The sequence below is a fragment of the Nocardioides sp. WS12 genome (genome assembly GCF_014108865.1).
Lineage (GTDB): Bacteria > Actinomycetota > Actinomycetes > Propionibacteriales > Nocardioidaceae > Nocardioides.
In genome coordinates this window covers 1,714,404-1,736,083 of record NZ_CP053928.1, presented here as the reverse complement: position 1 = coordinate 1,736,083, position 21,680 = coordinate 1,714,404, and the positions used below count along the sequence as shown (strand labels likewise).

The window sequence follows — 21,680 nt, the reverse complement described above, 5'->3', positions numbered from 1 at the left end:
GACCCGACGCTCAGGATCGTCGCCATGGAAACACTGCCGCCGTACGATGTAGGTACGGTACCTACAGGAGGTGGTCGCGATGACACTCATCACGAGCAGGGAGTTCAACCGCGACGTGAGCGCGGCCAAACGGGCGGCCCTGGGCGGCCCCGTCGTGATCACCGACAAGGGTCGGCCATCCCACGTGCTGCTGTCGATCTCCGACTACGAGGAGCTGAAGCGCCGCGCCGGGACGCTGGCCGACCGCCTGATGGGCCCTCCGGGGGCAGAGGACATCGAGATTCCCCTCCCCCCGCGGGAGATCGAGGCCTTCCGCCCCCTCGACCTGTGAACTTCCTTCTGGACACCAACGTGCTCAGCGACATGTTTCGCAGGAACAGAACCGTCGCCGCATGGCTGGCTGCCCATGAAGACGCGTGCGCGATCAGCGCCATCACCACCATGGAGCTCGAGCGAGGCGTGCTACTCCTCGAACGCCGCGACCCACGACAGGCCATCCGGCTGCGACGTTGGTTCGACGAATGGGTGCTGCCTGAATTCGCGTGGCGCACCCATGGCGTCGACACCGATGTTGCTCTGCGCGCTGCCGCCCTGCATGTGCCCGACCCGGTGCCGATCAACGACGCCTACATTGCAGCGACAGCGCAGGTCCACGACCTGACCGTCGTCACCCGCAACGTCGCCGACTTCGCCCGGACCGGCGTCCTGGTCATCAATCCCTACGACTGACCAGCTCAGATGAAGATGTTCAACCCCATCACGAACACCAGGCCCGTGACGGAGAGCAGCGTCTCCATGGCCGACCAGGTCTTGAGAGTCTGGCCGACGCTCATCCCGAAGTACTCCTTCACCAGCCAGAAGCCGGCGTCGTTGACGTGGGAGAAGAACACCGACCCGGCGCCGATCGCGAGCACCATCAGGGAGACCTCGCCGCTGGAGAGCTGGGTGGTGAGCGGCGCGAGGAGCCCCGAGGCCGTGACGGTGGCGACCGTGGCGGAGCCCGTCGCGAGCCGGATGAGTACGGCGACGAACCACGCCAGCAACAGGACGGAGATGTTGGAGTCGGCGACCCGCTCGGCCACGATCGTGCCGATCCCCGTGTCGACCAGGGACTGCTTGAATCCACCACCGGCGGCGACGATCAGCAGGATGCCGGCCACACCGGGCAGCGAGGACTCGAGGGACTTCGCGACCCCGTCGCGTCCCATGCCCGAACCGAAGCCGAGGGTGAACATGCCCACCACGACGGCGATCGCCAGTGCGATCAGTGGGGTGCCGAGCACGTCGAGGGTGCGGCGCAGCGGGGCGGTCTTGTCGTCGATGAAGATGTCGGCCATTGCCTTGCCCATCATCAGCACCACCGGCAGCAGCACGGACGCCAGCGTCACGACGAAGCTCGGTCGGCGGTCGAATGCCCGCTCCGGGGCGGCGAACTGCTCGGGCACCGCCACGTCGACGTACCGACCGACGAGACCGAAGACGGGGCCGGCGATGATCACCGTCGGGATGGCAACAGCGACACCGAGGGCGAGCGTGGTGCCGAGGTCCGCGCCGAGGTAGTCGATCGCCGTGAGCGGGCCGGGGTGCGGCGGCACCAGACCGTGCATGGCGGAGAGACCGGCGAGCGCGGGGATGCCGATAGTGACCAGCGACTGGCCGGAGCGGCGGGCCACGAGGTAGATCACCGGCATCAGCAGGACGAGGCCGATCTCGAAGAACATCGGCAGGCCGATGATGGCGCCCACCAGCGCCATCGCCCACGGCAGGGCGCGCGGCGAGGCGTGCCGGATGATCGTGTCGACGATCTGGTCGGCCCCGCCGCTGTCGGCGAGGATCTTGCCGAACATCGCACCGAGCGCGATCAGGATGCCGACGCCGGCGGCCGTGGTCCCGAAGCCCCCGGTGAAGCTGGCCAGAGCGACCTCCACACTCACCCCGGCCGTGATCCCGACCGTGATGGCGCCGGCCGTCAGGGCGAGGAACGGGTGGATCTTGCCGGCGATGATCAGCGCGACGATGACGCCGATGCCGAGCAGGGCAGCGACGAGCAGGCGGCCTTCGGACGCAACCGGATCAACGAGGTCGGTGCCAGCGGCGAGGACGAGATGGGCGGACATGGCGGACATAGGGGGTGGCTCCTCAGTCGGTCGAGGCCGCGACGATGCGGTCGACGTATTCCTGGACGATGGCGTCGACGTCCTGGTCGACGTCGATGACGAGGCCGGCCTCGTGGCGCCCGAGCGGTTCGAGCGTGTCGAACTGCGAGTCGAGCAACGAGGCCGGCATGAAGTGGCCGGGCCGGCTGGCCTGGCGCCGCGCGATGACCTCGCGCGATCCGTGCAGGTGGACGAACGCGGTGCGCGGTGCGTGGGTGCGCAGCTGGTCGCGGTAGGCGACCTTGAGGGCGGAGCAGCTGATCACGCCACCCTGCTCGTGCCGGGCGAGCCACTCCCCGATCGCTTCCAGCCAGGGGTGGCGGTCGACGTCGTCGAGGGCGTGGCCGGCGGTCATCTTCGCGATGTTGGCGGGCGGGTGGAAGTCGTCGGCGTCGGCGAACGGAACCCCGAGGCGTTGCGCGAGCGCCGCGCCGACGGTGGACTTGCCCGACCCGGACACGCCCATCACGACGAGTTGCGGGGGCTGCTGGTTCATGCTGGTCATGTCGCCTCCTGCGGACGGTCCCTGATGTGCCCTGATGTGTTGGCCGTCACAGTGTGCGATGATTAATCTGGTTTTATCAAGACCTTGGACCAATAAATCTGATTATTGGAGGAGCGATGGCGCGCACCGCGCTGCACGACAACGTGCTCGATGCCCTGGGGCAGCGGATCGTCAGCGGCACGCTGGCCGCCGGCACGGTGCTGACCCTCGACACCATCGACAGCGAGTACGACGTCAGTCGCTCCGTGTCGCGCGAGGCGGTCCGGGTGCTCGCCTCCATGGGCATGGTCGCCTCGCGCCAGCGGGTCGGCGTGACCGTGCAGCCGCGGACCTCCTGGCAGGTGTTCGACCCGCGGTTGATCCGCTGGCGCCTGGACTCCGAGGACCGCGTGGCCCAACTGCGGTCGCTGGGTGAGTTGCGCAGTGGCTTCGAGCCGGTCGCGGCCGGACTCGCGGCGGTCCGGGCCACGCCCGACCAGTGCGGCGCGCTGTCCGCCGCGGCCAGTGACATGGTCGTGCACGGTCGATCCGGGGACCTCGAGGCCTTTCTTGCGGCCGACGTCCTGTTCCATCAGATCGTGCTCGAGGCGTCCGGCAACGAGATGCTGGCCGCCCTCGACGGCGTCGTCGCGGAGGTCCTGGCCGGCCGTACCCACCATCACCTGATGCCTGCGCACCCCAAGGACGAGGCCATCGACCTGCACGTCGAGGTCGCCCGTGCCGTCCGATCGGGGGACGCCACCGCAGCGCGGGCAGCGATGGCGGCGATCATCGAGGAGGCCACCGACGCCGTGGATGGCGACGACAAGGATGAGGACACCGGCCCGGAGTCGACTACTGTCGGTTGAGTCATGGAGAACACGCCGGAACTTGCAGACCTGATCGATCTCATCCAGGCGGAGGAGCACACCGTCGAGGAAGTGCTCCCCGGCGTGCTGCACGTGAAGGGCCGGTTCTCCAACCCGGAGCGGATCGCCCTGCGCGCTGCCGCCGACGCGGGCGACCGTCCGATCGCGGTCTGGGCCACCAGCCACCGCGAGGACTGGACCCTCATCGCGTGGGACCGCCCCGACCTGGTGCACGTCAACCAGCGCGGCCAGACGCCTCAGCGCTGGCGCCACCGTGAACTGCCTCCGACGCTGAGCCCGGACGCCCAGACCTTCCTCGAAGGCGCGTCTTCGTCGTTCGACATCGAGACCCGACCCAAGCACCAGCCGACCACCTCGGCCCGCGCCGTGCTGTCGCGCTTCGGCATCACCGAGCCCGCCCCGCCCGGATGGGTTCCCCCCGTCATCGAGGTGCCGGCCGTGGTCGAGAAGCTCGTGCCCGTCAAGGCCCCTCGTGCCCCCCGCGCCACGAAGGCCGCGGTCCCGCGCACCCCGGCCAAGCCGGCCAAGTCGGACGTCGTCTTCAAGATCTGCCCGACCTGTTTCATGGCGCTCCCGTCCACGGGCGTCTGCGACAACGGCTGCTGATACCCGCCATGCTGGGGGCATGAGCGACACCGCAACTGCTCCCACCACGCTGCGCGCGATCTCGCGCGTCGGCATTGCGATTGCCCTCGTGGGCGCGCTGATCCAGTTGGTCCTCGGGATCTACTACCTGGCGATGGCACACTCGCCGTCCCCCAACGACCTGCCCATGGGCATCGTCGGCAGCCAGGCCCAGCAGGACCAGCTGACCCAGCAACTCGAGGCCGACGGCGCCTTCAAGGTCGAGCCGTACGACGACGCGGCCGCGCTGCAACAGGCGATCCGCGAACGCAAGGCCTACGGCGGGGTCGCCTTCGACGGCCAGTCCCCCACGCTCTACGTCGCCTCTGCTGCCTCCCCGCAGGTGGCCAACCTGTTCAAGGCGAAGTACACCGCGGCCTATCAGGACGAGATCGCATCGCAGGTGGAAGCGCTCACCGCTTCCGGTGCTGCCGTGCCCGTCGCCACCGTCGCGGCTCTCACGACGCCGCCCCCGGTGACGGACGTCGTACCGCTTCCGAAAGAGGACAGTGGTGGCAGTTCGCTGGGCTTCGTGATCCAGGCGCTGTGCCTGGGCGGGTCCATCGCGTCCCTCGCGCTCGGGCGACTGCGGGGCCGGACCGAGCAGTCGACCCTGCGCGGCCTGGGTCACGCGGGCCTGCTCGTGGTCTATGCGCTGCTGTCGTCGGCCGTCGGGCTGTTGGCGATGTCCCTGTTCGGCGTCGGTGACGGGGCCGCCCACTTCACGTTGTTCTGGGGCCTGGCCCTGATCTCGCTGGCCGTGACCGCCTCCACCGCCGCGTTCGTCGCCCTTCTCGGGCCGGCCGGATCGCTGATCGGCGGCCTGTACTTCACCGTCGGGCTGATCATCTCCGGGTCGTCGATCGCACCCGAGATGCTCCCCCGCTTCGGCCACAGCATCGGCCAGTTGCTGCCACCAGGAGCGGGAGCGACGGTCGCGCGCGATGCGCTCTACTTCCCGGACGCGTCGACGTCGGCACCGTTCGTGGTCCTCGGCCTCTACTCCGTGCTCGGCCTGCTGGTGATCCTGTTGAGCAACGCCGCGGCGAACCACACGCGGTTCACGCGGATCCTTCGCCGGTCAGGAACTGGCACGTAGGTCCGGGCGCACGCGTCAGCCGGAGGTCCAGCGTTGCGAGGGGTGCGTCGAGCGCCTCGGCCAGCGCGACGTACCAGGCGTCGTACGTCGTGACGGAACCGCGGAGATCCCAGATCCGGTCAAGGACCGACGCGGCGTCGTAGTAGGTGATGGGCAGGTCCCGAAGATCTGCCATCGCCAGCGACCCGACATCCGTCGAGATCTGGCCCGTCGCAACAGCCCGACGCAACTGGCTCGCCACCTCGACCGGAAGCAGATGGGGTGCTGCCAGTCGCCCGGCCAGAAGTTGCTCCTCAGCCCATGTCGAACTGCCGTCAGTGCCGACGAGGGCGGCGATGACGACGGAGGCGTCGAGAACGACGGTCACTTCTGATCAACGGCCTTGAGGCCGAGGATCTGCTCCGTCGTCAAACCGCCTGCCGCCGCTGCCTTCCGGCGGCGAATGCGGTCGACGAGCTCGACAGGGTCGGGCGTCGAGGCGAATTCCACCAGCCGTAGGCGGAGGTACTCCTGCATCGACTGTCCGCTCCGGGCAGCGCGCACAGCGAGCTCGGCCCTGGTCTCCTCGGGGACGTCGCGCACCGTGATGGCAACCATGCATGCATTTTGCAGCGATTGCCTGCGGATTGCAACGCGGGTCAGGTCTCTGACGGTAGGTCGCCTACGCTCAACGACGTGAGCGAGCGCAACGTCCTGGGCGGGGACCTCGAGCCCTGCGGGACCGATCCGATGACCGGCTTCTACCGCGACGGCAACTGCTCGTGCGGACCGCAGGACGTCGGGCTGCATGCGGTCTGCGCCGTGATGACCGAGGAGTTCCTCGCCCACCAGATGGCCGTCGGCAACGACCTCTCGACGCCGCGCCCCCAGTGGCAGTTCGCGGGACTCCACCCGGGCGACCGGTGGTGCGTGGTCGCGGCCCGCTGGTTGCAGGCGCACGCCGACGGAGCAGCCGCCCCGATCGTCCTCGCGTCGACGAACGAACGGGCGCTCGAGCTCATCCCGCTCGAGGTGCTGCAGTCCCACTCCGTCGACGTACCCGACGACCCGAGTGGTCTCTAGGCGGCTCCAGCCGCGAGATCACGCGGGGTGACGACCACCTCGAACGGGTCCATGGCCCGCCACGTCTCGTCCGGCGCCACATCGGCGACCTCCACAAAGGTGCCCTCGCGGAGGCCCCAGGCCACCAGTCGGAGGTCGTCAGGATCGACCACCCAGTACGACGGCACGCCCGCCCGTTCGTAGCGGGCACGCTTGAGGTTGAGGTCGATCAGCCGCGAACTCGGAGACAGGATCTCGACGGCAAGAAGGGGCGGCGCCATCAGCTTGCGGCCGACGATCTGGACCAGGGGTGCGACCAGGAGATCCGGCTGCACGACGGTGTCGTCGGCCAGGACGATGTCCGTTGGCGCGCTGAGAACCTGGAGCTCGGGTGGGGCCGCGTTCAGCAGCAGATGCATCAACCGCGAGTGCACCAACTGGTGGCGCAACAACGGTGTCGGCGACACGATCAGCGTCCCGTCGATGAGCTCGTAGCGGTGCCCGTCATCGGGCATCGCGTCGACGTCGTCGACCGTGAGGGGTCGGCGTGGCAGGACCGTCACAACACTCATGGTGCCTCATTCCCGACAAGCGGTCAGCCGGCGGCGGCGAGGTCGTCGGGCGCGGCCACCCGGAGCTCGACGTCGTTGGCCAGGTGCACCGGCCAGCGATCGCCGGTGATCGACGCCAGCCCGCGGGCCCAGGCAAGGTCGCCTGCGGTGCGGGCCGCGCCACCCGGGCGGGCCAGCAGGAACGCACACGAGTGCTGGTCGTCGACGACGCGATCGAGGATGACCCGGACGGATTCGATCTCGACCGGACTGGGGTGCAGTGGGACGTCCTTGATCTGCAGGACATGGAGCGGTCGGTCGCCATCGATGAACAGCAACCACAGCTGGGGCACGGCAAAACCGAGCTCGCCCATCATGGCGCGCCAGGTGTTCTCCAGTGCGGCCTGATCGGTCAACGGCGGCATCAAGTGCGGCGACAGGAGTTGCGGGATTTCTGAGTTCTGATCGGTCATGACGCCAGCCTGCGCCATTTCCGGCACGGGCGTCGGCGCTCATCCACAGGCCACCCTCGGGTGGCCGTGCGGGCATCAGTCCGTCGGGCTCCAGCTGCTGCGCAGCACCTCGCGGTGCGTGGGCAGAGCGTCGTCGTACACCTTGCGGCCCTGGTCGGTCAGGCAGACGAAGATGGCACGGCGGTCGTCGTCGCAGGTCGACCGTGAGACCAGGCCGTCCTTCTCGAGTCGGGTGATCGCGCGGGACAGGGCGCTCTGGCTGAGATGGATGTCCTGAGCGAGCTCGGCCATCCGGTACTTGCCGCAGTTGGCGTCGACGATCCGGTCCAGCGTCTCGAACTCGCTGAGCCCGATGCCGTGCTGGTCCTGCATCGCCTTCTCGAGTGCGCAACTCACGACCGCGTGGCGGTCCAGCAGCTCGCGCCATTCGGCGACGGGAGCTTGCGGAGCGCGGGCCTTCGACACGGCTGCATCCTAGCCAGCGCGTTACATTCATGCAAACACATTATTTGCGCTTGCATTCAATGCGCACGCATGAAACGCTTCTTGCCATGTCCTCGACAACTTCGAATCCACCCTCCACGGCCGGCGCGATCCGCTGGTCCACTCGCACCTGGGCCCTCCTGATGACCCTGTGCATCGTGCTCTTCCTCGACGGCCTCGACGTCTCCATGATCGGAGTCGCGCTGCCCTCCATCGGCGCCGAACTCGACCTGTCCACCTCGACCCTGCAGTGGCTGATCAGCGGCTACGTCCTCGGGTACGGCGGCCTGCTCCTCGTCGGCGGCCGCACCGCCGACCTGCTCGGGCGCCGCAAGGTCTTCCTGATCGCGCTCGCGGTCTTCGCCGTGGCTTCGCTGCTCAGCGGCTTCGTCAGTTCGGGCCCCCTGCTCATCGCGACCCGGTTCATCAAGGGCCTGGCCGCTGCTTTCACCGCACCGACCGGCCTGTCCATCATCACCACGAACTTCGCCGAGGGTCCGGCCCGCAACAAGGCGCTGTCCATCTACACCGTGTTCGGCGCGGGCGGGTACTCCTCCGGGCTGCTCTTCGGTGGGCTGATGACCGGCGTCGGCTGGCGCTGGACCTTCCTGCTGCCGGTGCCCATCGCGCTGCTGGCGCTGGTGGCGGCGTACTTCCTGGTCCCCCGCGACAAGGCGGTCGCCGAGGGCGGCCACGACATCCTCGGTGCGATCACCTCTGGCGCAGCCATGCTGCTCCTCGTCTACACCGTTGTCTCTGCCCCCGAGGCGGGGTGGACGTCGGCCCGCACGGTCGGCTCCTTCATCGCCGTAGCGGTGCTGTTCGCCTCGTTCGTCGCAATCGAGCAGCGGATCGCCCACCCGTTGATCCGCCTCGGCATCCTGCGCAAGGCGACGCTGGTGCGCGCCAGCATCGCCATCGTCGCGGTCGGTGGTTCCTACTTCAGCTGGCAGTTCATCGTCACCCTGTTCCTCCAGGAGAACCTGGGCTGGAGCCCACTGGAGCTGGCCCTCGCCCTGCTGCCCATCGGCCTGATGGTCACCCTGTCGGCGATCTTCTCCGACAAGCTCGTGGGCCGCTTCGGCACCGGCCCGATCATCGCCGTGACCATGACGGTGATGGCGATCGGGTACCTGATGTTCGTGCTGCGCCTGGACACCTCGCCGTCGTACGTCGGCATGCTCCTGCCGGCGCTGCTACTCATCGGCATCGGCTGGGTGGGCTTCCCTGCCATCAACATCCAGGCCACCAGCGGCATCGATGACGACGAACAGGGTCTCGCCGCCGGCGTCCTGCAGACCTCGATGCAGGTGGGTGCAGCGATCGTGCTCGCCGTGACCACGGCGATCATCTCGAGCGCCCAGCACGCCACCTCGGCGACCGACGTTCTCGACGCCTACCGGCCCGGGCTCGGGTTCGCCGCCGTGGTCTGCACCGTCGGTGCTGCCGTGGCCGTTGCCGGCCTGGTCCTCGACCGGCGGTCCGGACGCGACGACACCCCGACCGCTCCGGAACCGGAACTGGCCGAGGTGTCGTGACGCACCGCGGGGCGCAGGTCAGCCGACGCCGGCCTGCGCCTCCGCGGTGACGGTGACACCTTCGGCCAGTTCGATGATCTGGTCGTCGGTCAGGCCGAGGGATTCCCAGACCTGCACCAGGACCCGCTTGTCGCCGTCGTTGTAGGTCAGGACCTTTGCCCCGTCGCTGACACGCAGCCAGCCGTCGAGGTCGCCGACCTTGACCGGGGTTCCTTCCGGGGCGCCGGTGACCGAGGACGACTCGAGCATCACGACGACCTTCTCGACGAAGACGTCGAGGCCGGTCAGGTTGTCGGGGCGGGCGATGTTGAGGTTGAACGGCCCGGCGCCCTCGAGCACGAAACCCTCCGGGACCTTGGTGATGACGAAGCCGGGCTCCTGGGCGCCGGTGTAGTTGACCAGCTTGAGGTCGCCGCTCGGGGCCTGGCCGTCGGAGGAGTCCTGGGCGATGGCCGGCGGGCGGTCCTGGTCGGCATTGACCGCAACGGTCACGCCGACAGCAGCGACGGCGGCGATGCCGAGGCCGGCCACCCCCATCCGGACGGTACGACGACGGGCGGCGCCGCGGCCCCGGAGGACATCGCGCTTGATGGTCTCGTCTGTGGTTTCGGCGTTGAGGTTGAGCTTGCGCAGGCGGTCGGTGAGGTCGAGGTCGGTCATGATGCGTCTCCTTCGAGGGGGGTGTGCGTGGGGGTGCTGGGGACGGTGCTGGGGTCGGGCAGGACTTCGCGGAGCTTGGCCAGGCCGCGAGCGGTCTGGCTCTTGACCGTGCCTTCGCTGCAGCCGAGGGCGTCGGCGGCGTCCTCGACGCTGAGGTCGACGACGTGGCGCAGCACGACGGCTGCCCGCATCCGGGCGGGCAGCGCACTCAACGCGGCGAGCAGCTCGGCGTCGATCGGCTCCTCGGCGGACGGGCCGGCGCGATCCGGCAGCTCACCGGTGACCTTCTCCCGGGCGACCATCGGGCGGCGCCGGTGGTCGATGAAGGCGTTGACCAGGGCCCGTCGCGCATAGGCGTCGACGCCGCCGCGCTTCGTGGCCCGGCCCCAGGCGAGGTACAGGCGCACCAGGGTTCCCTGGACGAGGTCCTCGGCCAGGTAGTGGTCGCCGGCGGTCAGGACGGTCGCCGTACCCAGGAGGTGGGATCGGCGCCGTCGTACGAACTCTTCGAACTCCGCGTCACGCGGTGTCGGTCTCATGTCCCCTACACGAGTGGGAGGTCCCAGCGGGTTGCATCACCCTCCCCACGATGTCACCTCGAAGGTGACGCGAGGGTCAGCCGTAGTGGCAGACGTAGCCCAGCGTCTCGGTGACCTCGATGTCGAAGGACGAGTCGCCGGGGACGCTGAAGGATTCGCCGGCGGCGTACTCGGTCCAGTCCTCGGAGCCGGCCAGGCGGATCCGGCAGGCGCCGGCGTTGAGCTCCATCACCTCGGGCGCAGCGGTGCCGAAGTTCAGCGACGCCGGGAAGATCACGCCCGCTGACTTCTTGGTGCCGTCGGCGAGGTGGAAGGTGTGGCTGACGCACTTGCCGTCGAAGTAGATGTTGGCCTGCGGATCCAGGGTCACGTTCTCAAAGGTCACGAGGCCGAACTTTAGTGGCTGTTGGCGTCGGGCCCGGCGCCCGCGGGCTCCGGCGGTACGACGACACGCTGGCCTCGCCCGCAAGCCAGAACCGCCAGGGCACATCGGCCGCCTTCGAGACGCCGACGCGAGGGCCGGCCTCGATGCGGTGTCGGTGGCGTACCTCGGGCCCGAGTGCGACGGCTCCGGGCGCCAGCAGGTCGGTGCCGAGGTCGTCGAGGGTGATGCCGAGCGCCTGGGCGAGGTTGCCCGGTCCGCGGGCGAGTTGGTGGTCCTGGGTGGTGTTACGGCGAGTGCGCGCGAGGTCGATCCCGTCGACCACCTCCCCTGCCCGCAGCAGCACCGCGGCCCCGATCTCGGTCGGCCCCGTGACCACGTTGGCGCAGTGATGGATCCCGTACGACCGGTAGACGTAGAGCCGCCACGGCGGTCCGTACATCACCTCGGAGCGCGGGGTGCGCGTGAACGCGTGGGACGCGGGGTCCTCGCAGCCGCCGTACGCCTCGACCTCGGTGATCCGGATGGTCACGTCGTGGGCGGTGAAGGTGCGGCCGAGCAGGGACCGCGCGCGTCGTACGACGTCGGCACGATCGCGGGCACTCACGGTGGCGAGGCTAGTCGCAGACCGAGGGCGGGCTGGCCTTGTCGGCCTTGAGGTAGCGGTCCTCGCGCGGGTGGCGGCCGTATCCGTCGCGGGAGTCGTAGCGCGCGATCGCGAGCCCCTGCTTGATCAACTGCAGGCCGGCGTCGACGTTGCCGACGTCGACGTACCGCAGCAACCGGTCGTAACGGTCGCGGTCCTCGTCGGACGCGCCGAGGGTGATCCGCTTGTCCTCGACCAGGTCGACGAGCGCGGACCGGGCCTCGCGGTAGCCGCACTCCCCTCGTTCCGGGGTGTCGATCCCGACGAGCCGCACGGTCTCCCCGTTGCTGAGGTCGACGGTGTCGCCGTCGACGACATGGGTGACGACGAGCGAGCGTCCGTCCTTCGGCTCGACCTGCTGAACCTCGTTGTGGGGCTGGGCGTTGGCGCCGTCGAACACGCGAAACAGCACGAAGACCAGCACGACCACCGCCACCGCGACGAGCAAGGGGTGGCGGCGCATGTGCGGAACGTACGGCCAGGGTCCGACCCTGTCAGGGGAACGGCGAAGTCAGTCCTTCGGTGCCGGTTCGAAGGCCAGGTAGTGCACGTCGGTCAGCGGGCGCGACACCAGTTCGAAGACCCGGCGGCCGATGCCCCACTGGCTCCGGATCACCTTCGCAGCACGTTGCCGGTCGGCCTCATCGGTGAGGACCCGGCCGCGCGCGGCGATCGGATCACCCTCCGGGACACCGCGGGCGTCGCACGGAGCGAGGAGGGCGCGCGGGTCGTTGCGCACCCGCTTGGCCTTGAACGCGTTGATCTCGGTCCACACGTAGAGCGTCTGGCCGTCGCGGGCGAACCACACCGGTGACGGAATGGCCGTCCCGTCGCGCTTGTAGGTCACCAGCAGCACGTGGACGTGGCCGTCGAGGGACGAGAAGTCGGTGTGTTGCACCGGCCGGTCGAGCACGGTCATCGCCTCGGGCGCGCGCATCGCGTTCATCGGCTTCTTGCCCGACTTGAGCAGCGGCCGGACGATGGCTTCGGGAAGTCGCATGGGTCGATCTTGGCGGCTACGGCGCCGGCTGTCGTCGTACCTGGGGAGGAACCTCCCCAGGTACGACGGACCTCAGGGCCTCAGTCGCAAGCCGGTCCGCTGGCACAGCGCCGTACGACCTCGAACCTTGCGGCGCTGCTGCGAGTGCTGAAGGCGCCGACCACCTTGACGACCTTGTCGCCCCACGCCGTGCCCACCTTGAACGTGAACCGATAACTGCCCGAGGCCGTGGCGTGCGCGCTGCGGGGTGTGACGGTCTTGCCGTCGAAGCTCACCCGGATGCGCTCGCCCGGCGCGAGGCCGGTGACGGTGACACTCTGCTGGTCCGAGGCCCGGACCTCCCGGTGCGCGAGCCGCACCTTCAGGCCGTCCTTCGTCACGACCCACACGCGGGCGGCGCCGGTGCGGTCCGGTTCCGAGCCGACGAGTCGCAGGGAGTGCCGACCCTGGGTCGTCCCAGCCGGCAGGGTGATGGTGCGGGCGACCGTGCCGTTGCTGCTCGCACGACCCGTGGCCAGGGTCTTGCCGTCGATCCGGATGGCGTAGGTCTCGCCGCCGTCCAGGCCACGGCCGCTGAACGCAGCGCGAGAGCCGGCGAGACGAATCCCGGTGGGCTTCGTGACGGTCAGCGCCTTGGCCTGGCGAACGACACGGATGCTCACCTGGGTGGTGGTCGTGCCGTTCGCGTTGGTGGCGCTCAGCAGGTAGGTGTGCGACCCGAGAGTCAGGGGGCGGACGGTCTGGCTCCCGCTCGCCGGCTTCGTGCCGCTCCAGCTTCCGGAGGCCTCTGCCGCGCTCGCGTCGGTGACGACCCAACCGAGGGTGGTCGACTGACCGCGGCGCAGCTGCGTCCGGCCGGTGTCGAGGGTGATGCCCGGGGCGCGGTTGGTGGCCACCGGGGCCGACGCGGCCGACAGGGCGGACCCGTCGACGTAGCCGGGGCGGGTGGCCGTGACACCCACGGTCAGTACGGCGCCGGTGAGACCGCTGCCGACCAGGTACTCCGCGGAGGTGGCGTCGTCGATGGCATCGCCGTCGGCGTACCACTGGAAGTCGACCTGACCCGGCGTGGGCGCGATCGAACCGGCGTTGGCGGTGAGGGTCTCGCCGACCTTGAGGGTGCCGCTGATGGTCGGGACCGGCATTGTCGAGAACTCGGCCAGTTCGACTTCAGCAGTGTCGACGCCGGCCGTCGCGTCGTCGAAACCGTCCCGGGTCGCCGTCGTGGTGACGTGAAGGGTGTGGCCGACGTCCGCGGCAGTCGGGGTGTACGTCGTCCCGGTCCCGACTTCGGTCGTGTCGTCGCGCTGCCAGACGTGGGTGATCTCGGCATCCGCCGGGTTCAGCGCGGGCGCTTCGGCCAGTGACACGGTGAGGGGTTGGTCGACGACGGGCGTGCCCGTCACCACCGGTGACGGCAGCGTGATCGTGCCGGGTACGACGACCTGCTCGACTCCCGTGGCCGACACGATGGCGTGCGAGGTGCCACCAGCCAGGGCGGTGATGCCCACGAGGCCTTCGGGGATGGCGCCGACCCAGTAGGTCTCCCCCCAGACGAAGAGCTGACCGTCGGCGGTCAGCGCCATGCTGTGCCGGCTCCCGGCGGCGATGTCCACCACGACCTCATCGGCCAACGCTGCGGGGATCGTCGTCTGGCCCGTCGGCGGGCGCCACATCCACATGGGGTGGTCGCCCCAGGCGACGACGTGGCCGTCGCCGGTCAGAGCGAACGCACTCGTCTCCGAACCGGCGACCTCGGTCACGACCACGCCGGCGAGGCTCGCGGGGACCTCGGTCTGATCGGCGTCGTCGATCCCCCAGGCCCGGGCTTCGCCGTCCGTGGTGACACCGAAGAACGCGCCCTCACTCGTGTCGATGGAGGCGAAGGTTGCCTGGGCGATGTCGAGCGGTACGGCGAGCTCGTCCCCGGCGTAGTCCCAGGTCGTGACATGTCCGTCGTCCGTCAACGCCATGGCATTGCGGTCCGCGGCGATCGCAGTGACGTGCTTGCCCGTCAGGGACGGCGGGATCTCCGAGTCACCCGGGAACATCTCGCCCCAGGCGACGATCGTGCCCTCGGCCGTCACCGCGTACGACGTCCGGATGCCCGCGGCGAGTGCCACGACCTCCTCGTTGTCGAGCGACGCAGGCACCTGCGACTTGCCACCCTCGTTGTAGCCCCAGGCAGTGACCTTGCCGTCGTCGGTCAGCGCAAGGGTGTTGAGGAATCCGCCGGAGACGGCGACGACGTTCTTGCCGTCCAGCGAAGCCGGAGGCTGCGTCTCGCCGAACTGGTTGTAGCCCCAGGCGTGGACGACGCCGGGTGCCGGGCTGACCGGGTCAGCCTGCGCGGAGACGCTGAGCGCTCCGATGGAGAGCGCAAGGGTCGTCGTCGTGACGAGCGCACTGCGAAGTACGGCGTGGCGGGACATGGGGTTCCTCGAGATTCCGTCGTGGTGCAGGGCGCACTGGAACCCCGAGCATCATCCGCCCGAGACTTTTCGGAGACCTTTCACCAAGGAAGTGGCCGATCGGACAATTCTCCGCGAGTTCAGCCATTCAGCCACGCGCCAACGCTGCACCTGTCCATGCCTCGTCGCCGCTGACGTCCTCGAGCACGTCGAGCCAGGCCGGATACGGCATCGGTTCGCGGTCGGCATCATCGATCTCGGCGAGCAGCGTTCCGTCCTCGAGTTCGTCGACGACGACATGCCATCCGTCGCGGTGCACGTGGTGCCGCCGCTTGCGCAGCGTCCTGCCGGGCAGCTGGGCAAGGAGCAGGGTCCACTCGGCGTCGTCGAGGTAGATCGAGGTGCACGCGACCTCGGCCGGGCTGTCGTCGAGGCGCACCTTGTGCCCGAGTTTGCGCACGATGGTGCCGTCGGGTCGTCGTACTTCTCGAAGCCGAAGGCGACTTCCGTCGACGTACCGATCCTCGATCTCCCAGGTCTCCCCCACGCCCTCGGGAAGGGACGCCACCAGGAAGCGGCGTTCACGTTCGACGACGGCGTACTTCAAGGAGACCATGCGGCCAGTCTGCCCAAGACCCGCATGAGAAGCGGTCCGTTGGGTACCGGCGTTCATCCGGTGACCGCACCGGACAGAACGATAGGAGTCCCCATGCTGACCATCTTGTGGCTGATCGCAGTCGTCCTCGTCATCGCTGGCGTCGTGTCCTTGCTCAAGGGCCGGATGCTCTACGGCGGCCTGCTGATCGTCGCCGGATTCCTGGTCGGCCCCGGCGGCGTATCGATCTTCAACTGACGCCCGCGGACCCACCCAAACACTGATCGAAGGAGCACACATCATGGCTATCGGACTGGGCATCGTGCTCATCGCAGCAGGACTCATTCTCCTGCTCGATGTACTCACGGTCGATCTCTCTTTCATCGATGACTCGGCACTCGGAGGCATCCTCCTTGCCGTCGGCGTTCTCGCCATCGGGTTGTCGCTCGTGGTGAACCAGCAGCGCAGCCGCCACAAGGTGGTCGAAGAACGACGCTGAGGTCTGGCGGAGGCCCGGGCTGCCCTGTGGGGAGCTCGGGCCTCCGTCGCTCTTTCGGGGGCGCCAACCGCCGCACCTTAGGCTCAAGCCCCGTGACGCCCTCAGCGAAGAAGCACTTCAAGGTCGTCGGCGCGGTCATCGTGCGCGACGGCCTGGTCCTGTGCGCCCGGCGCGCGCCAGGCGGAGAGACCGGCGACCTGTGGGAGTTCCCCGGCGGCAAGATCGAGCCCGGCGAATCCGCAGGCCGCGCGCTCGAACGCGAGATCCTCGAGGAGCTCGGCTGCCGGATCAAGGTCGGCGCCAAGGTGGTCGCGACAACGCACGAGTACGGGTTCGGCGTCATCACCCTCACCACGTTCTACTGCGAGTTGCTCGACGGTACGCCGATCGCGACCGAGCATGCGGCGCTGCTGTGGCTGGCGCCGGATGAGCTCGACGACCTCGAGTGGGCGCCCGCCGACGTACCGGCGGTGGACCTGGTCAGCCGCGCCCTCGGCTGAGCAGTCGGACCCGGTCCCTACGGCCGCAACAACGCGAGCAGGTCGAGCGAGACCTCGCCCCACGCTCCCACTGTGATCGTCGCGCTGAGGTTGTCGGCGTCGAGGACCGCGACACGATCCCAGCCCTGACCGTTGTTGCCGTAGACGATGAGCGAAGGCTCGGCCCGGTCGACAATCCAGTACTGGCTGATGCCTGCGGCAAGGTACTCGGTCGCCTTGCGGACGGTGTCCTCGCTCGCTGTCGAGGGCGACAGGACTTCTACGACGAGGATGGGGACGTTGGCGTCGAAGACGACGTCGTCCTTGTGGGCGAATACGGCGACATCAGGGATCCGGTGCAACTCGCCGAACGCCCACCCTGACTCGGTCCGGACATCAACAGCCTCCGCCAGGCCTGCCTCGATGGCGTTGGCGATCCGGCGCTGCGCCTTGTTGTGTCCGCTGGTGGCCGGTGGAGTCACGACGGCCTCGCCATTGACGTACTCCGCACGAACGCCCTCGGGCAACGCGAGGTACTCCGCGAGCGACATGGGCCACCGCTCAAGACGCTCGATGCGTTCAGGCGGCGTGGGGACAACCGACATCGTGACTCCCGTGGTGGACACACTTCTTCTCCTCACCATGCTCGCACGCTCAACTGATCGCAAGCGCGGTCTGGCGAGGATCTGCCACGATCCTTCAACCCGCAACCGGTCATCCACAGGTCCGCTGGGGCTCAGACCGGCACCCCGCTCAGACGACCTCGATGTCCACGTTCGCAGCGTTGGCGGCGAGTGCACCCAGGTCTCCACCATCGGAAGTGATCACCGTGCTCCCGGGCTCGGCGACGGCAACGACGAGGGCGTCTACCGCCGAACCTCGATGCGCCTTCGTACGCAGCTCCGCGGCCCGGCGGGCGACCCGTTCGGTGACCATCGGCCGGACATCGCATGCCTTGAGGAAGCGGTTGGTGTTGGCATCGCGCTGGGCAGAGCCAGTCAACGACTCGGCAAGGACCACCGTCGGCACCATCGCTGGCCACAGACCACGTCGCCGCAACGCGAGGAGGAGGGCAGCGGTCTGACGGTCGCGCTGGGAAAGACGAGACACACCGCCCGAATCGAGGACGAGCATCAGCCGGCCTGAGCGGCGATCGCGCGTTCATGGAGCCGACGCGCGATCGCGTCGGCTCGGGAAAACTCCTCCTCGCCCGGTTCGCCGACCTCATCGAGGAGTTCCGCCAAGTACTCGTCCGCACGGCTGAGCAGCTCCTGGCGGCGCACCTCGGCAGCGACGGCCTCCTGAAGCAACTCGGAGGCCGGAAGGCCACGCTCCTTGACCTCGCGGTAGAGCGCGTCGGGGAGGTAGACCTGCATCCGTGGCATACGCACAATTATACGCCTAGTCGGCCCAGGTCCGGGCAGTCCGTCGGCCCCGCGTCCAGCTCCTCTGCAACGCGAAGCCCGGTCGTCTCCCGATCCAGGAAGATCGACCCGGACATCCGGTTGATCAGTTCGATCTCGCGTTCGTTGAGCGGCGGCGATACGTGCAGGTAGCCGATGAAGTCTGCCTGATGTCCCATGCCCTCCAGCGTTGTCACCGCGGGCCTCGTCGACAAGCCTGGCCTTCCGACCTGTGGAGAACTCAGAGACCGAGCCTCCGCGCGACCTCAGTTCCACCGACTTCACGCACGTCGGCATGAGACGTGCGCGGGACGGGTTGTGGCTCGACTACCTGCCCCGATGATGGGCCCCACCCCGACGCGCCATTCCCGGACCGTTCTGTCGGTCCCACCCCTAAGCTTCGGCACGTGGAACAACCGGTCACCAAGAAGCAGATCAATGTCGTCGGTGCGGTCATCGTCAAGGACGGCGACGTTCTCTGTGCTCAGCGCGGCGACGGTGCCCTGGCCGGAATGTGGGAGTTCCCCGGAGGCAAGATCGAACCCGGAGAGACACCCCGTCACGCGCTCGAGCGCGAGATTGACGAAGAGCTCGAATGCCAGGTCCGCGTCGGCGACGAGGTTGTGTCGACCACCCACGAATACGACTTCGGCATCGTCACGCTCACCACGTTCTATTGCGAGCTGATCGACGGCACCCCCAGCCTGACCGAGCACGCGGCCGTCGAATGGCGCGCGCCATCCAGGCTCTCCGAGTTGGGCTGGGCGCCTGCCGACATTCCCGCCGTCGAGAAGATCCGGGCGGAGTTGGCCGATCGATGAGTGACATCGGCTGGCACAAAGAGCTGGCCCTGGACGTCCAGTTCGGCTATCTCGGCGCCGACGTGGTCGCGCCTCGCCAGCACCACCCTCAGATGGTTCTCAACGGCGAGAGCGAGTCCGTTCTACGCGTCCTACGCGACGAACTGAAGCGAGCCTCCGGCTTCCTCTTCTCGGTCGCCTTCGTCTCCCCTCGTGCCATCGCACTGCTGAAGCAGGAGATCTTCGAGTTCGGCGGAATGGGCCGGATCGTCACATCCGACTATCTCGGCTTCAATCGCCCCGAGGCCTTCGCGGAGCTCCTCACCCTGACTGACTACGGCGTCGATGTGCGCCTGCATCGTGCGAGCGCCTTCCACCCCAAGGGCTACATCTTCGAACACGCTGACGGGGTCACCGCGATGATCGGCAGCTCGAACCTCACCGAGAGCGCGCTCGTCAAGAACCACGAGTGGAACCTCAAGGTGTCGGCGGCAACCGGGAGCGACCTCGCTGCCCAGGTCCGACGACTGGTTGACGAACAACTGGCCGAATCGATTCCCCTCACACCCGAATGGATTGATCAGTACGCCGCGTCGTTCGTCCCTCCAGGACCTCGCCCGCATCGCGCGCCGCTCAATGTCTCCGCACCGGTCGTCGACGCAGCCGAGTCGGATCCAGGCGTCGTTCCAAACCTGATGCAACGCGACGCACTTGCCGAGATCGCGGACGTCCGGCTCAAGGGCGAGTCGCGAGCGATCATCATCTCCGCAACGGGCACGGGCAAGACGATCCTGTCGGCCCTTGATGTCCGCGCATTCAACCCGAGACGAATGCTCTTCGTCGTGCACCGCGAGCAGATCCTCGATCGGACGATCCATGAGTACCAACGGGTGCTCGGAGGACCGCCGTCCGACTACGGCAAGCTCTCCGGATCCTCGAAGCAGACCGACCGCCGGTACACGTTCGCGACCGTCCAAACTCTGTCCCAGCCGGAGGTTCTCGCCGCTCTCGCGCCCGACGCGTTCGACTACGTCATCGTTGACGAAGCACACCGCGCCGGCGCCGTCTCGCACCGTCGCGTCATCGACTACTTCCGGCCGAAGTTCTTGCTGGGCATGACAGCGACTCCGGAGCGCACCGATGGCTTCAATGTCTACGAACTCTTCGACTACAACGTGCCGTACGAAATCCGCCTGACCCATGCACTGGAAGCGGACATGCTGAGTCCGTTCCACTACTACGGCATCGCGGACGTGACTCTCGACGACGGCACGACCGCAACCGCCGACTCTGACCTGTCGTTCCTGATTACCCCAGAGCGCGTCGACCACCTGCTGGAGGCCATCACCAAGTACGGCCAGGCAGGTGTCGCCGCTCGAGGCCTGATCTTCTGCAGCCGCAAGGACGAAACCCACGCCCTGGCTCAAGCCCTGAATCAGCGCACCCTGCGCGGCAAACAACTTCGCGCTGTCGCCCTGACAGGCTCGGACCCGATTCCCTACCGCGAGCACGTCGTTGAGGAACTCGAGCGTGGCGCAATCGACTACATCCTCACGGTCGACGTCTTCAACGAGGGCGTCGACATCCCGTCAGTGAACCAGGTGATCCTGCTTCGCCAGACACAGTCAGCAATCGTGTTTGTCCAGCAACTCGGCCGAGGCCTCCGCAAGGCCGACGGCAAGGAATACCTCGTCGTTATCGACGTGATCGGCAACTACGCCAACAACTTCCTCATCCCGATCGCCCTGTTCGGCGACGAGTCCCTCAACAAGGAGTCGCTGCGCAAGAACCTGATCGCGGCCGAAGAGACCGGGGTTCTGCCGGGCCTCTCCAGTGTGCGTTTCGACAAGGTCTCGCAGGAGCGAGTTCTCCAGTCCATCGGCGACACCACCCTGAACAACGCGGCACGGCTGAAGGCCGCCATCACCGCGATGAGCAATCGCGTGGGTGGACCGCCGAAACTGTGGGACTTCTACCGATTCGAATCGGTCGATCCCGTTCTGCTGGCGACCGAACGCGCTCACTTTCCTGCGCTTCTCAAGGCAACGCTTGGGATCGACCACGGGTTCACCGACGCCGAAGACCGTGCGCTCGGACTGCTCAGCCAAGAAGTCCTCACCGCCCGGCGTTTGCATGAGTTCGTCATTCTTCGCGCCCTGCTCGAAGGACCCGCTTCGGTTCAGGGCCTACAGGAGGCGTGCGCAGGCGAAAGTCTTCCGTCCACCCGCGCCCTCATCGAGGGGGCCATCGACACTTTCACCCTGGCCCACCATGCCGAGGCGGATCTCAAGCGCTACGCGAGGGGTGTCGTCGAACGCACCGATGACGGCGTTCGCCTCCGCGCTGACTTCGTCGCCGCGTACGAGGGCAACAAGACCTTCCGCGGCGCTGTCGACGACATCCTCAAGACGGGCACCGCGCTCGTCAGTGACCGGTATCGACGCGACGTTCCTTTCACTCCCGGAATGCAGTACGGCCGCAAGGAAGCGACGCGACTCCTGTCCTTGCCTCGCAAGTGGACCTCAACGATCTACGGCTACAAGGCCGACATGAATAAAGGCGTCTGCCCGATCTTCGTCACTCTCCACAAGGCCGACGACGTGTCAGCGAGTACCGCATACGAGGACGCCATCGTGGATCGCTCAACGATGGTGTGGTTCACCAAGTCGCAGCGGCATCTCAAGAGCCCCGTCGAGCGGGCGATCGCCGCGAACGAACTCGACCTGCACGTGTTCGTGAAGAAGGACGACGCGGAGGGCAAAGACTTCTACTACCTCGGAAGTCCGACGGCGTACGACGCCGAAGACACGACGATGGTGGGCAGCAACGGGAAGGAACTACCGGTCGTGCGGATGAAGTTGCGGTTCGACGAGCCGATCGACGCCGCTCTCTACGACTACTTCCACCCCACAGTGACGATCTAGCGC

The 21,680-nt window shown here is 67.9% G+C and carries 31 protein-coding genes; 12 read left to right on the top strand and 19 right to left on the bottom strand.

Annotated elements, in window-relative coordinates:
- Nucleotides 1-79 precede the first annotated feature (79 nt).
- Nucleotides 80-331 (top strand): type II toxin-antitoxin system Phd/YefM family antitoxin, encoded by a 252-nt coding sequence (locus tag HRC28_RS08215; protein ID WP_182379631.1) that lies wholly within the window; start codon nt 80-82, stop codon nt 329-331.
- Nucleotides 328-729 carry a type II toxin-antitoxin system VapC family toxin gene (locus HRC28_RS08210; protein ID WP_182379630.1) on the top strand — a complete coding sequence of 134 codons (402 nt, stop codon included), beginning with the start codon at nt 328-330 and terminating at the stop codon, nt 727-729. The genes HRC28_RS08215 and HRC28_RS08210 overlap by 4 nt, the downstream gene beginning before the upstream one ends.
- Nucleotides 730-734: 5 nt before the next feature.
- Here the strand turns inward: HRC28_RS08210 and HRC28_RS08205 are convergent, their stop codons facing one another.
- Nucleotides 735-2,117 carry a gluconate:H+ symporter gene (locus HRC28_RS08205; protein WP_202033389.1) on the bottom strand — a complete coding sequence of 461 codons (1,383 nt, stop codon included), beginning with the start codon at nt 2,115-2,117 and terminating at the stop codon, nt 735-737.
- Nucleotides 2,118-2,139: 22 nt separating this feature from the next.
- Nucleotides 2,140-2,661, bottom strand: coding sequence for a gluconokinase (locus HRC28_RS08200; protein ID WP_237111749.1), 522 nt, complete (start codon nt 2,659-2,661; stop codon nt 2,140-2,142).
- Between the two features lie 116 nt (nt 2,662-2,777).
- Here HRC28_RS08200 and HRC28_RS08195 point away from each other — a divergent pair, with 116 nt between their 5' ends.
- The 3 genes from HRC28_RS08195 to HRC28_RS08185 are packed head-to-tail and all read left to right on the top strand — an operon-like array spanning nt 2,778 to nt 5,253.
- Nucleotides 2,778-3,509: an FCD domain-containing protein gene (locus HRC28_RS08195; protein ID WP_182379628.1), complete on the top strand. Its 732-nt coding sequence runs from the start codon at nt 2,778-2,780 to the stop codon at nt 3,507-3,509.
- Nucleotides 3,510-3,512: 3 nt separating this feature from the next.
- A complete protein-coding gene (locus HRC28_RS08190) occupies nt 3,513-4,136 on the top strand; it encodes a hypothetical protein (protein ID WP_182379627.1) in 624 nt (207 codons plus the stop codon).
- Between the two features lie 19 nt (nt 4,137-4,155).
- Nucleotides 4,156-5,253 (top strand): ABC transporter permease, encoded by a 1,098-nt coding sequence (locus HRC28_RS08185; protein WP_182379626.1) that lies wholly within the window; start codon nt 4,156-4,158, stop codon nt 5,251-5,253.
- Here the strand turns inward: HRC28_RS08185 and HRC28_RS08180 are convergent.
- Complete coding sequence (locus HRC28_RS08180) at nt 5,216-5,620, bottom strand: type II toxin-antitoxin system VapC family toxin (RefSeq protein WP_182379625.1); 405 nt, start codon at nt 5,618-5,620, stop codon at nt 5,216-5,218. The two genes, HRC28_RS08185 and HRC28_RS08180, sit on opposite strands and share 38 nt — an antisense overlap.
- The gene (locus tag HRC28_RS08175) at nt 5,617-5,850 is read right to left on the bottom strand and encodes a hypothetical protein (protein WP_182379624.1); all 234 of its coding nucleotides are present in this window, start codon (nt 5,848-5,850) and stop codon (nt 5,617-5,619) included. The genes HRC28_RS08180 and HRC28_RS08175 overlap by 4 nt, the downstream gene beginning before the upstream one ends.
- Nucleotides 5,851-5,928: 78 nt before the next feature.
- Here HRC28_RS08175 and HRC28_RS08170 point away from each other — a divergent pair, with 78 nt between their 5' ends.
- On the top strand, nt 5,929-6,315 hold the full coding sequence (locus HRC28_RS08170) for a DUF2237 domain-containing protein (RefSeq protein ID WP_182379623.1): 387 nt from the start codon (nt 5,929-5,931) through the stop codon (nt 6,313-6,315).
- On the opposite strand, the gene HRC28_RS08165 is transcribed toward HRC28_RS08170, so the two are convergent.
- From HRC28_RS08165 to HRC28_RS08155, 3 genes are all read right to left on the bottom strand, one after another.
- On the bottom strand, nt 6,312-6,866 hold the full coding sequence (locus tag HRC28_RS08165) for a Uma2 family endonuclease (RefSeq protein ID WP_182379622.1): 555 nt from the start codon (nt 6,864-6,866) through the stop codon (nt 6,312-6,314). The genes HRC28_RS08170 and HRC28_RS08165 overlap by 4 nt on opposite strands.
- 23 nt (nt 6,867-6,889) lie before the next feature.
- Nucleotides 6,890-7,318 carry a hypothetical protein gene (locus HRC28_RS08160; protein WP_182379621.1) on the bottom strand — a complete coding sequence of 143 codons (429 nt, stop codon included), beginning with the start codon at nt 7,316-7,318 and terminating at the stop codon, nt 6,890-6,892.
- A 75-nt stretch (nt 7,319-7,393) separates the two neighbouring features.
- On the bottom strand, nt 7,394-7,783 hold the full coding sequence (locus HRC28_RS08155) for a MarR family transcriptional regulator (RefSeq protein ID WP_202033271.1): 390 nt from the start codon (nt 7,781-7,783) through the stop codon (nt 7,394-7,396).
- Nucleotides 7,784-7,869: 86 nt separating this feature from the next.
- Between HRC28_RS08155 and HRC28_RS08150 the strand changes: the two genes are divergently transcribed.
- Entirely contained in the window at nt 7,870-9,339 is a 1,470-nt protein-coding gene (locus HRC28_RS08150; RefSeq protein WP_202033270.1) for an MFS transporter, read from the top strand.
- Between the two features lie 18 nt (nt 9,340-9,357).
- On the opposite strand, the gene HRC28_RS08145 is transcribed toward HRC28_RS08150, so the two are convergent.
- The 8 genes from HRC28_RS08145 to HRC28_RS08110 form a co-directional block, all read right to left on the bottom strand.
- Complete coding sequence (locus tag HRC28_RS08145) at nt 9,358-9,999, bottom strand: hypothetical protein (RefSeq protein ID WP_182379619.1); 642 nt, start codon at nt 9,997-9,999, stop codon at nt 9,358-9,360.
- Entirely contained in the window at nt 9,996-10,538 is a 543-nt protein-coding gene (locus HRC28_RS08140) for a SigE family RNA polymerase sigma factor (RefSeq protein WP_182379618.1), read from the bottom strand. Before HRC28_RS08140 ends, HRC28_RS08145 begins: the two co-directional genes overlap by 4 nt.
- 76 nt (nt 10,539-10,614) lie before the next feature.
- Nucleotides 10,615-10,923, bottom strand: coding sequence for a pyrimidine/purine nucleoside phosphorylase (locus HRC28_RS08135; protein ID WP_237111748.1), 309 nt, complete (start codon nt 10,921-10,923; stop codon nt 10,615-10,617).
- On the bottom strand, nt 10,913-11,527 hold the full coding sequence (locus HRC28_RS08130; RefSeq protein WP_182379616.1) for a DNA-3-methyladenine glycosylase: 615 nt from the start codon (nt 11,525-11,527) through the stop codon (nt 10,913-10,915). The genes HRC28_RS08135 and HRC28_RS08130 overlap by 11 nt, the downstream gene beginning before the upstream one ends.
- A gap of 10 nt (nt 11,528-11,537) precedes the next feature.
- On the bottom strand, nt 11,538-12,029 hold the full coding sequence (locus HRC28_RS08125) for a thermonuclease family protein (RefSeq protein WP_182379615.1): 492 nt from the start codon (nt 12,027-12,029) through the stop codon (nt 11,538-11,540).
- A gap of 48 nt (nt 12,030-12,077) precedes the next feature.
- Nucleotides 12,078-12,566, bottom strand: coding sequence for a PPOX class F420-dependent oxidoreductase (locus tag HRC28_RS08120; protein WP_182379614.1), 489 nt, complete (start codon nt 12,564-12,566; stop codon nt 12,078-12,080).
- An 80-nt stretch (nt 12,567-12,646) separates the two neighbouring features.
- Entirely contained in the window at nt 12,647-14,998 is a 2,352-nt protein-coding gene (locus tag HRC28_RS08115) for a hypothetical protein (RefSeq protein ID WP_182379613.1), read from the bottom strand.
- 127 nt (nt 14,999-15,125) lie between these two features.
- Entirely contained in the window at nt 15,126-15,593 is a 468-nt protein-coding gene (locus HRC28_RS08110) for a hypothetical protein (protein ID WP_182379612.1), read from the bottom strand.
- A gap of 93 nt (nt 15,594-15,686) precedes the next feature.
- Between HRC28_RS08110 and HRC28_RS08105 the strand changes: the two genes are divergently transcribed.
- The 3 genes from HRC28_RS08105 (at nt 15,687) to HRC28_RS08095 (ending at nt 16,571) form a co-directional block, all read left to right on the top strand.
- The gene (locus HRC28_RS08105; RefSeq protein ID WP_182379611.1) at nt 15,687-15,830 is read left to right on the top strand and encodes a GPGG-motif small membrane protein; all 144 of its coding nucleotides are present in this window, start codon (nt 15,687-15,689) and stop codon (nt 15,828-15,830) included.
- 43 nt (nt 15,831-15,873) lie between these two features.
- Nucleotides 15,874-16,071: a hypothetical protein gene (locus tag HRC28_RS08100; RefSeq protein WP_182379610.1), complete on the top strand. Its 198-nt coding sequence runs from the start codon at nt 15,874-15,876 to the stop codon at nt 16,069-16,071.
- A 92-nt stretch (nt 16,072-16,163) separates the two neighbouring features.
- Nucleotides 16,164-16,571, top strand: coding sequence for a (deoxy)nucleoside triphosphate pyrophosphohydrolase (locus tag HRC28_RS08095; protein WP_182379609.1), 408 nt, complete (start codon nt 16,164-16,166; stop codon nt 16,569-16,571).
- Between the two features lie 17 nt (nt 16,572-16,588).
- On the opposite strand, the gene HRC28_RS08090 is transcribed toward HRC28_RS08095, so the two are convergent.
- From HRC28_RS08090 to HRC28_RS08075, 4 genes are all read right to left on the bottom strand, one after another.
- On the bottom strand, nt 16,589-17,176 hold the full coding sequence (locus HRC28_RS08090; protein ID WP_182379608.1) for a Uma2 family endonuclease: 588 nt from the start codon (nt 17,174-17,176) through the stop codon (nt 16,589-16,591).
- A gap of 127 nt (nt 17,177-17,303) precedes the next feature.
- Entirely contained in the window at nt 17,304-17,684 is a 381-nt protein-coding gene (locus HRC28_RS08085) for a PIN domain-containing protein (protein WP_182379607.1), read from the bottom strand.
- Nucleotides 17,684-17,935: a hypothetical protein gene (locus HRC28_RS08080; protein ID WP_182379606.1), complete on the bottom strand. Its 252-nt coding sequence runs from the start codon at nt 17,933-17,935 to the stop codon at nt 17,684-17,686. The genes HRC28_RS08085 and HRC28_RS08080 overlap by 1 nt, the downstream gene beginning before the upstream one ends.
- Before the next feature lie 8 nt (nt 17,936-17,943).
- A complete protein-coding gene (locus HRC28_RS08075; protein WP_182379605.1) occupies nt 17,944-18,150 on the bottom strand; it encodes a hypothetical protein in 207 nt (68 codons plus the stop codon).
- Between the two features lie 210 nt (nt 18,151-18,360).
- Here HRC28_RS08075 and HRC28_RS08070 point away from each other — a divergent pair, with 210 nt between their 5' ends.
- Nucleotides 18,361-18,774 carry a (deoxy)nucleoside triphosphate pyrophosphohydrolase gene (locus tag HRC28_RS08070; protein ID WP_182379604.1) on the top strand — a complete coding sequence of 138 codons (414 nt, stop codon included), beginning with the start codon at nt 18,361-18,363 and terminating at the stop codon, nt 18,772-18,774.
- Entirely contained in the window at nt 18,771-21,677 is a 2,907-nt protein-coding gene (locus HRC28_RS08065; RefSeq protein WP_182379603.1) for a DEAD/DEAH box helicase, read from the top strand. The genes HRC28_RS08070 and HRC28_RS08065 overlap by 4 nt, the downstream gene beginning before the upstream one ends.
- The last annotated feature ends 3 nt before the right edge of the window (nt 21,678-21,680 follow it).

Coding starts and splice junctions, on each gene's coding strand:
- HRC28_RS08215 (WP_182379631.1), top strand. CDS start 80: ATGACACTCATCACGAGCAGGGAGTTCAACCGCGACGTGAGCGCGGCC.
- HRC28_RS08205 (WP_202033389.1), bottom strand. CDS start 2,117: ATGTCCGCCCATCTCGTCCTCGCCGCTGGCACCGACCTCGTTGATCCG.
- HRC28_RS08200 (WP_237111749.1), bottom strand. CDS start 2,661: ATGACCAGCATGAACCAGCAGCCCCCGCAACTCGTCGTGATGGGCGTG.
- HRC28_RS08195 (WP_182379628.1), top strand. CDS start 2,778: ATGGCGCGCACCGCGCTGCACGACAACGTGCTCGATGCCCTGGGGCAG.
- HRC28_RS08190 (WP_182379627.1), top strand. CDS start 3,513: ATGGAGAACACGCCGGAACTTGCAGACCTGATCGATCTCATCCAGGCG.
- HRC28_RS08185 (WP_182379626.1), top strand. CDS start 4,156: ATGAGCGACACCGCAACTGCTCCCACCACGCTGCGCGCGATCTCGCGC.
- HRC28_RS08175 (WP_182379624.1), bottom strand. CDS start 5,850: ATGGTTGCCATCACGGTGCGCGACGTCCCCGAGGAGACCAGGGCCGAG.
- HRC28_RS08165 (WP_182379622.1), bottom strand. CDS start 6,866: ATGAGTGTTGTGACGGTCCTGCCACGCCGACCCCTCACGGTCGACGAC.
- HRC28_RS08160 (WP_182379621.1), bottom strand. CDS start 7,318: ATGACCGATCAGAACTCAGAAATCCCGCAACTCCTGTCGCCGCACTTG.
- HRC28_RS08150 (WP_202033270.1), top strand. CDS start 7,870: ATGTCCTCGACAACTTCGAATCCACCCTCCACGGCCGGCGCGATCCGC.
- HRC28_RS08145 (WP_182379619.1), bottom strand. CDS start 9,999: ATGACCGACCTCGACCTCACCGACCGCCTGCGCAAGCTCAACCTCAAC.
- HRC28_RS08140 (WP_182379618.1), bottom strand. CDS start 10,538: ATGAGACCGACACCGCGTGACGCGGAGTTCGAAGAGTTCGTACGACGG.
- HRC28_RS08125 (WP_182379615.1), bottom strand. CDS start 12,029: ATGCGCCGCCACCCCTTGCTCGTCGCGGTGGCGGTGGTCGTGCTGGTC.
- HRC28_RS08120 (WP_182379614.1), bottom strand. CDS start 12,566: ATGCGACTTCCCGAAGCCATCGTCCGGCCGCTGCTCAAGTCGGGCAAG.
- HRC28_RS08115 (WP_182379613.1), bottom strand. CDS start 14,998: ATGTCCCGCCACGCCGTACTTCGCAGTGCGCTCGTCACGACGACGACC.
- HRC28_RS08110 (WP_182379612.1), bottom strand. CDS start 15,593: ATGGTCTCCTTGAAGTACGCCGTCGTCGAACGTGAACGCCGCTTCCTG.
- HRC28_RS08105 (WP_182379611.1), top strand. CDS start 15,687: ATGCTGACCATCTTGTGGCTGATCGCAGTCGTCCTCGTCATCGCTGGC.
- HRC28_RS08100 (WP_182379610.1), top strand. CDS start 15,874: ATGGCTATCGGACTGGGCATCGTGCTCATCGCAGCAGGACTCATTCTC.
- HRC28_RS08085 (WP_182379607.1), bottom strand. CDS start 17,684: ATGCTCGTCCTCGATTCGGGCGGTGTGTCTCGTCTTTCCCAGCGCGAC.
- HRC28_RS08080 (WP_182379606.1), bottom strand. CDS start 17,935: ATGCCACGGATGCAGGTCTACCTCCCCGACGCGCTCTACCGCGAGGTC.
- HRC28_RS08065 (WP_182379603.1), top strand. CDS start 18,771: ATGAGTGACATCGGCTGGCACAAAGAGCTGGCCCTGGACGTCCAGTTC.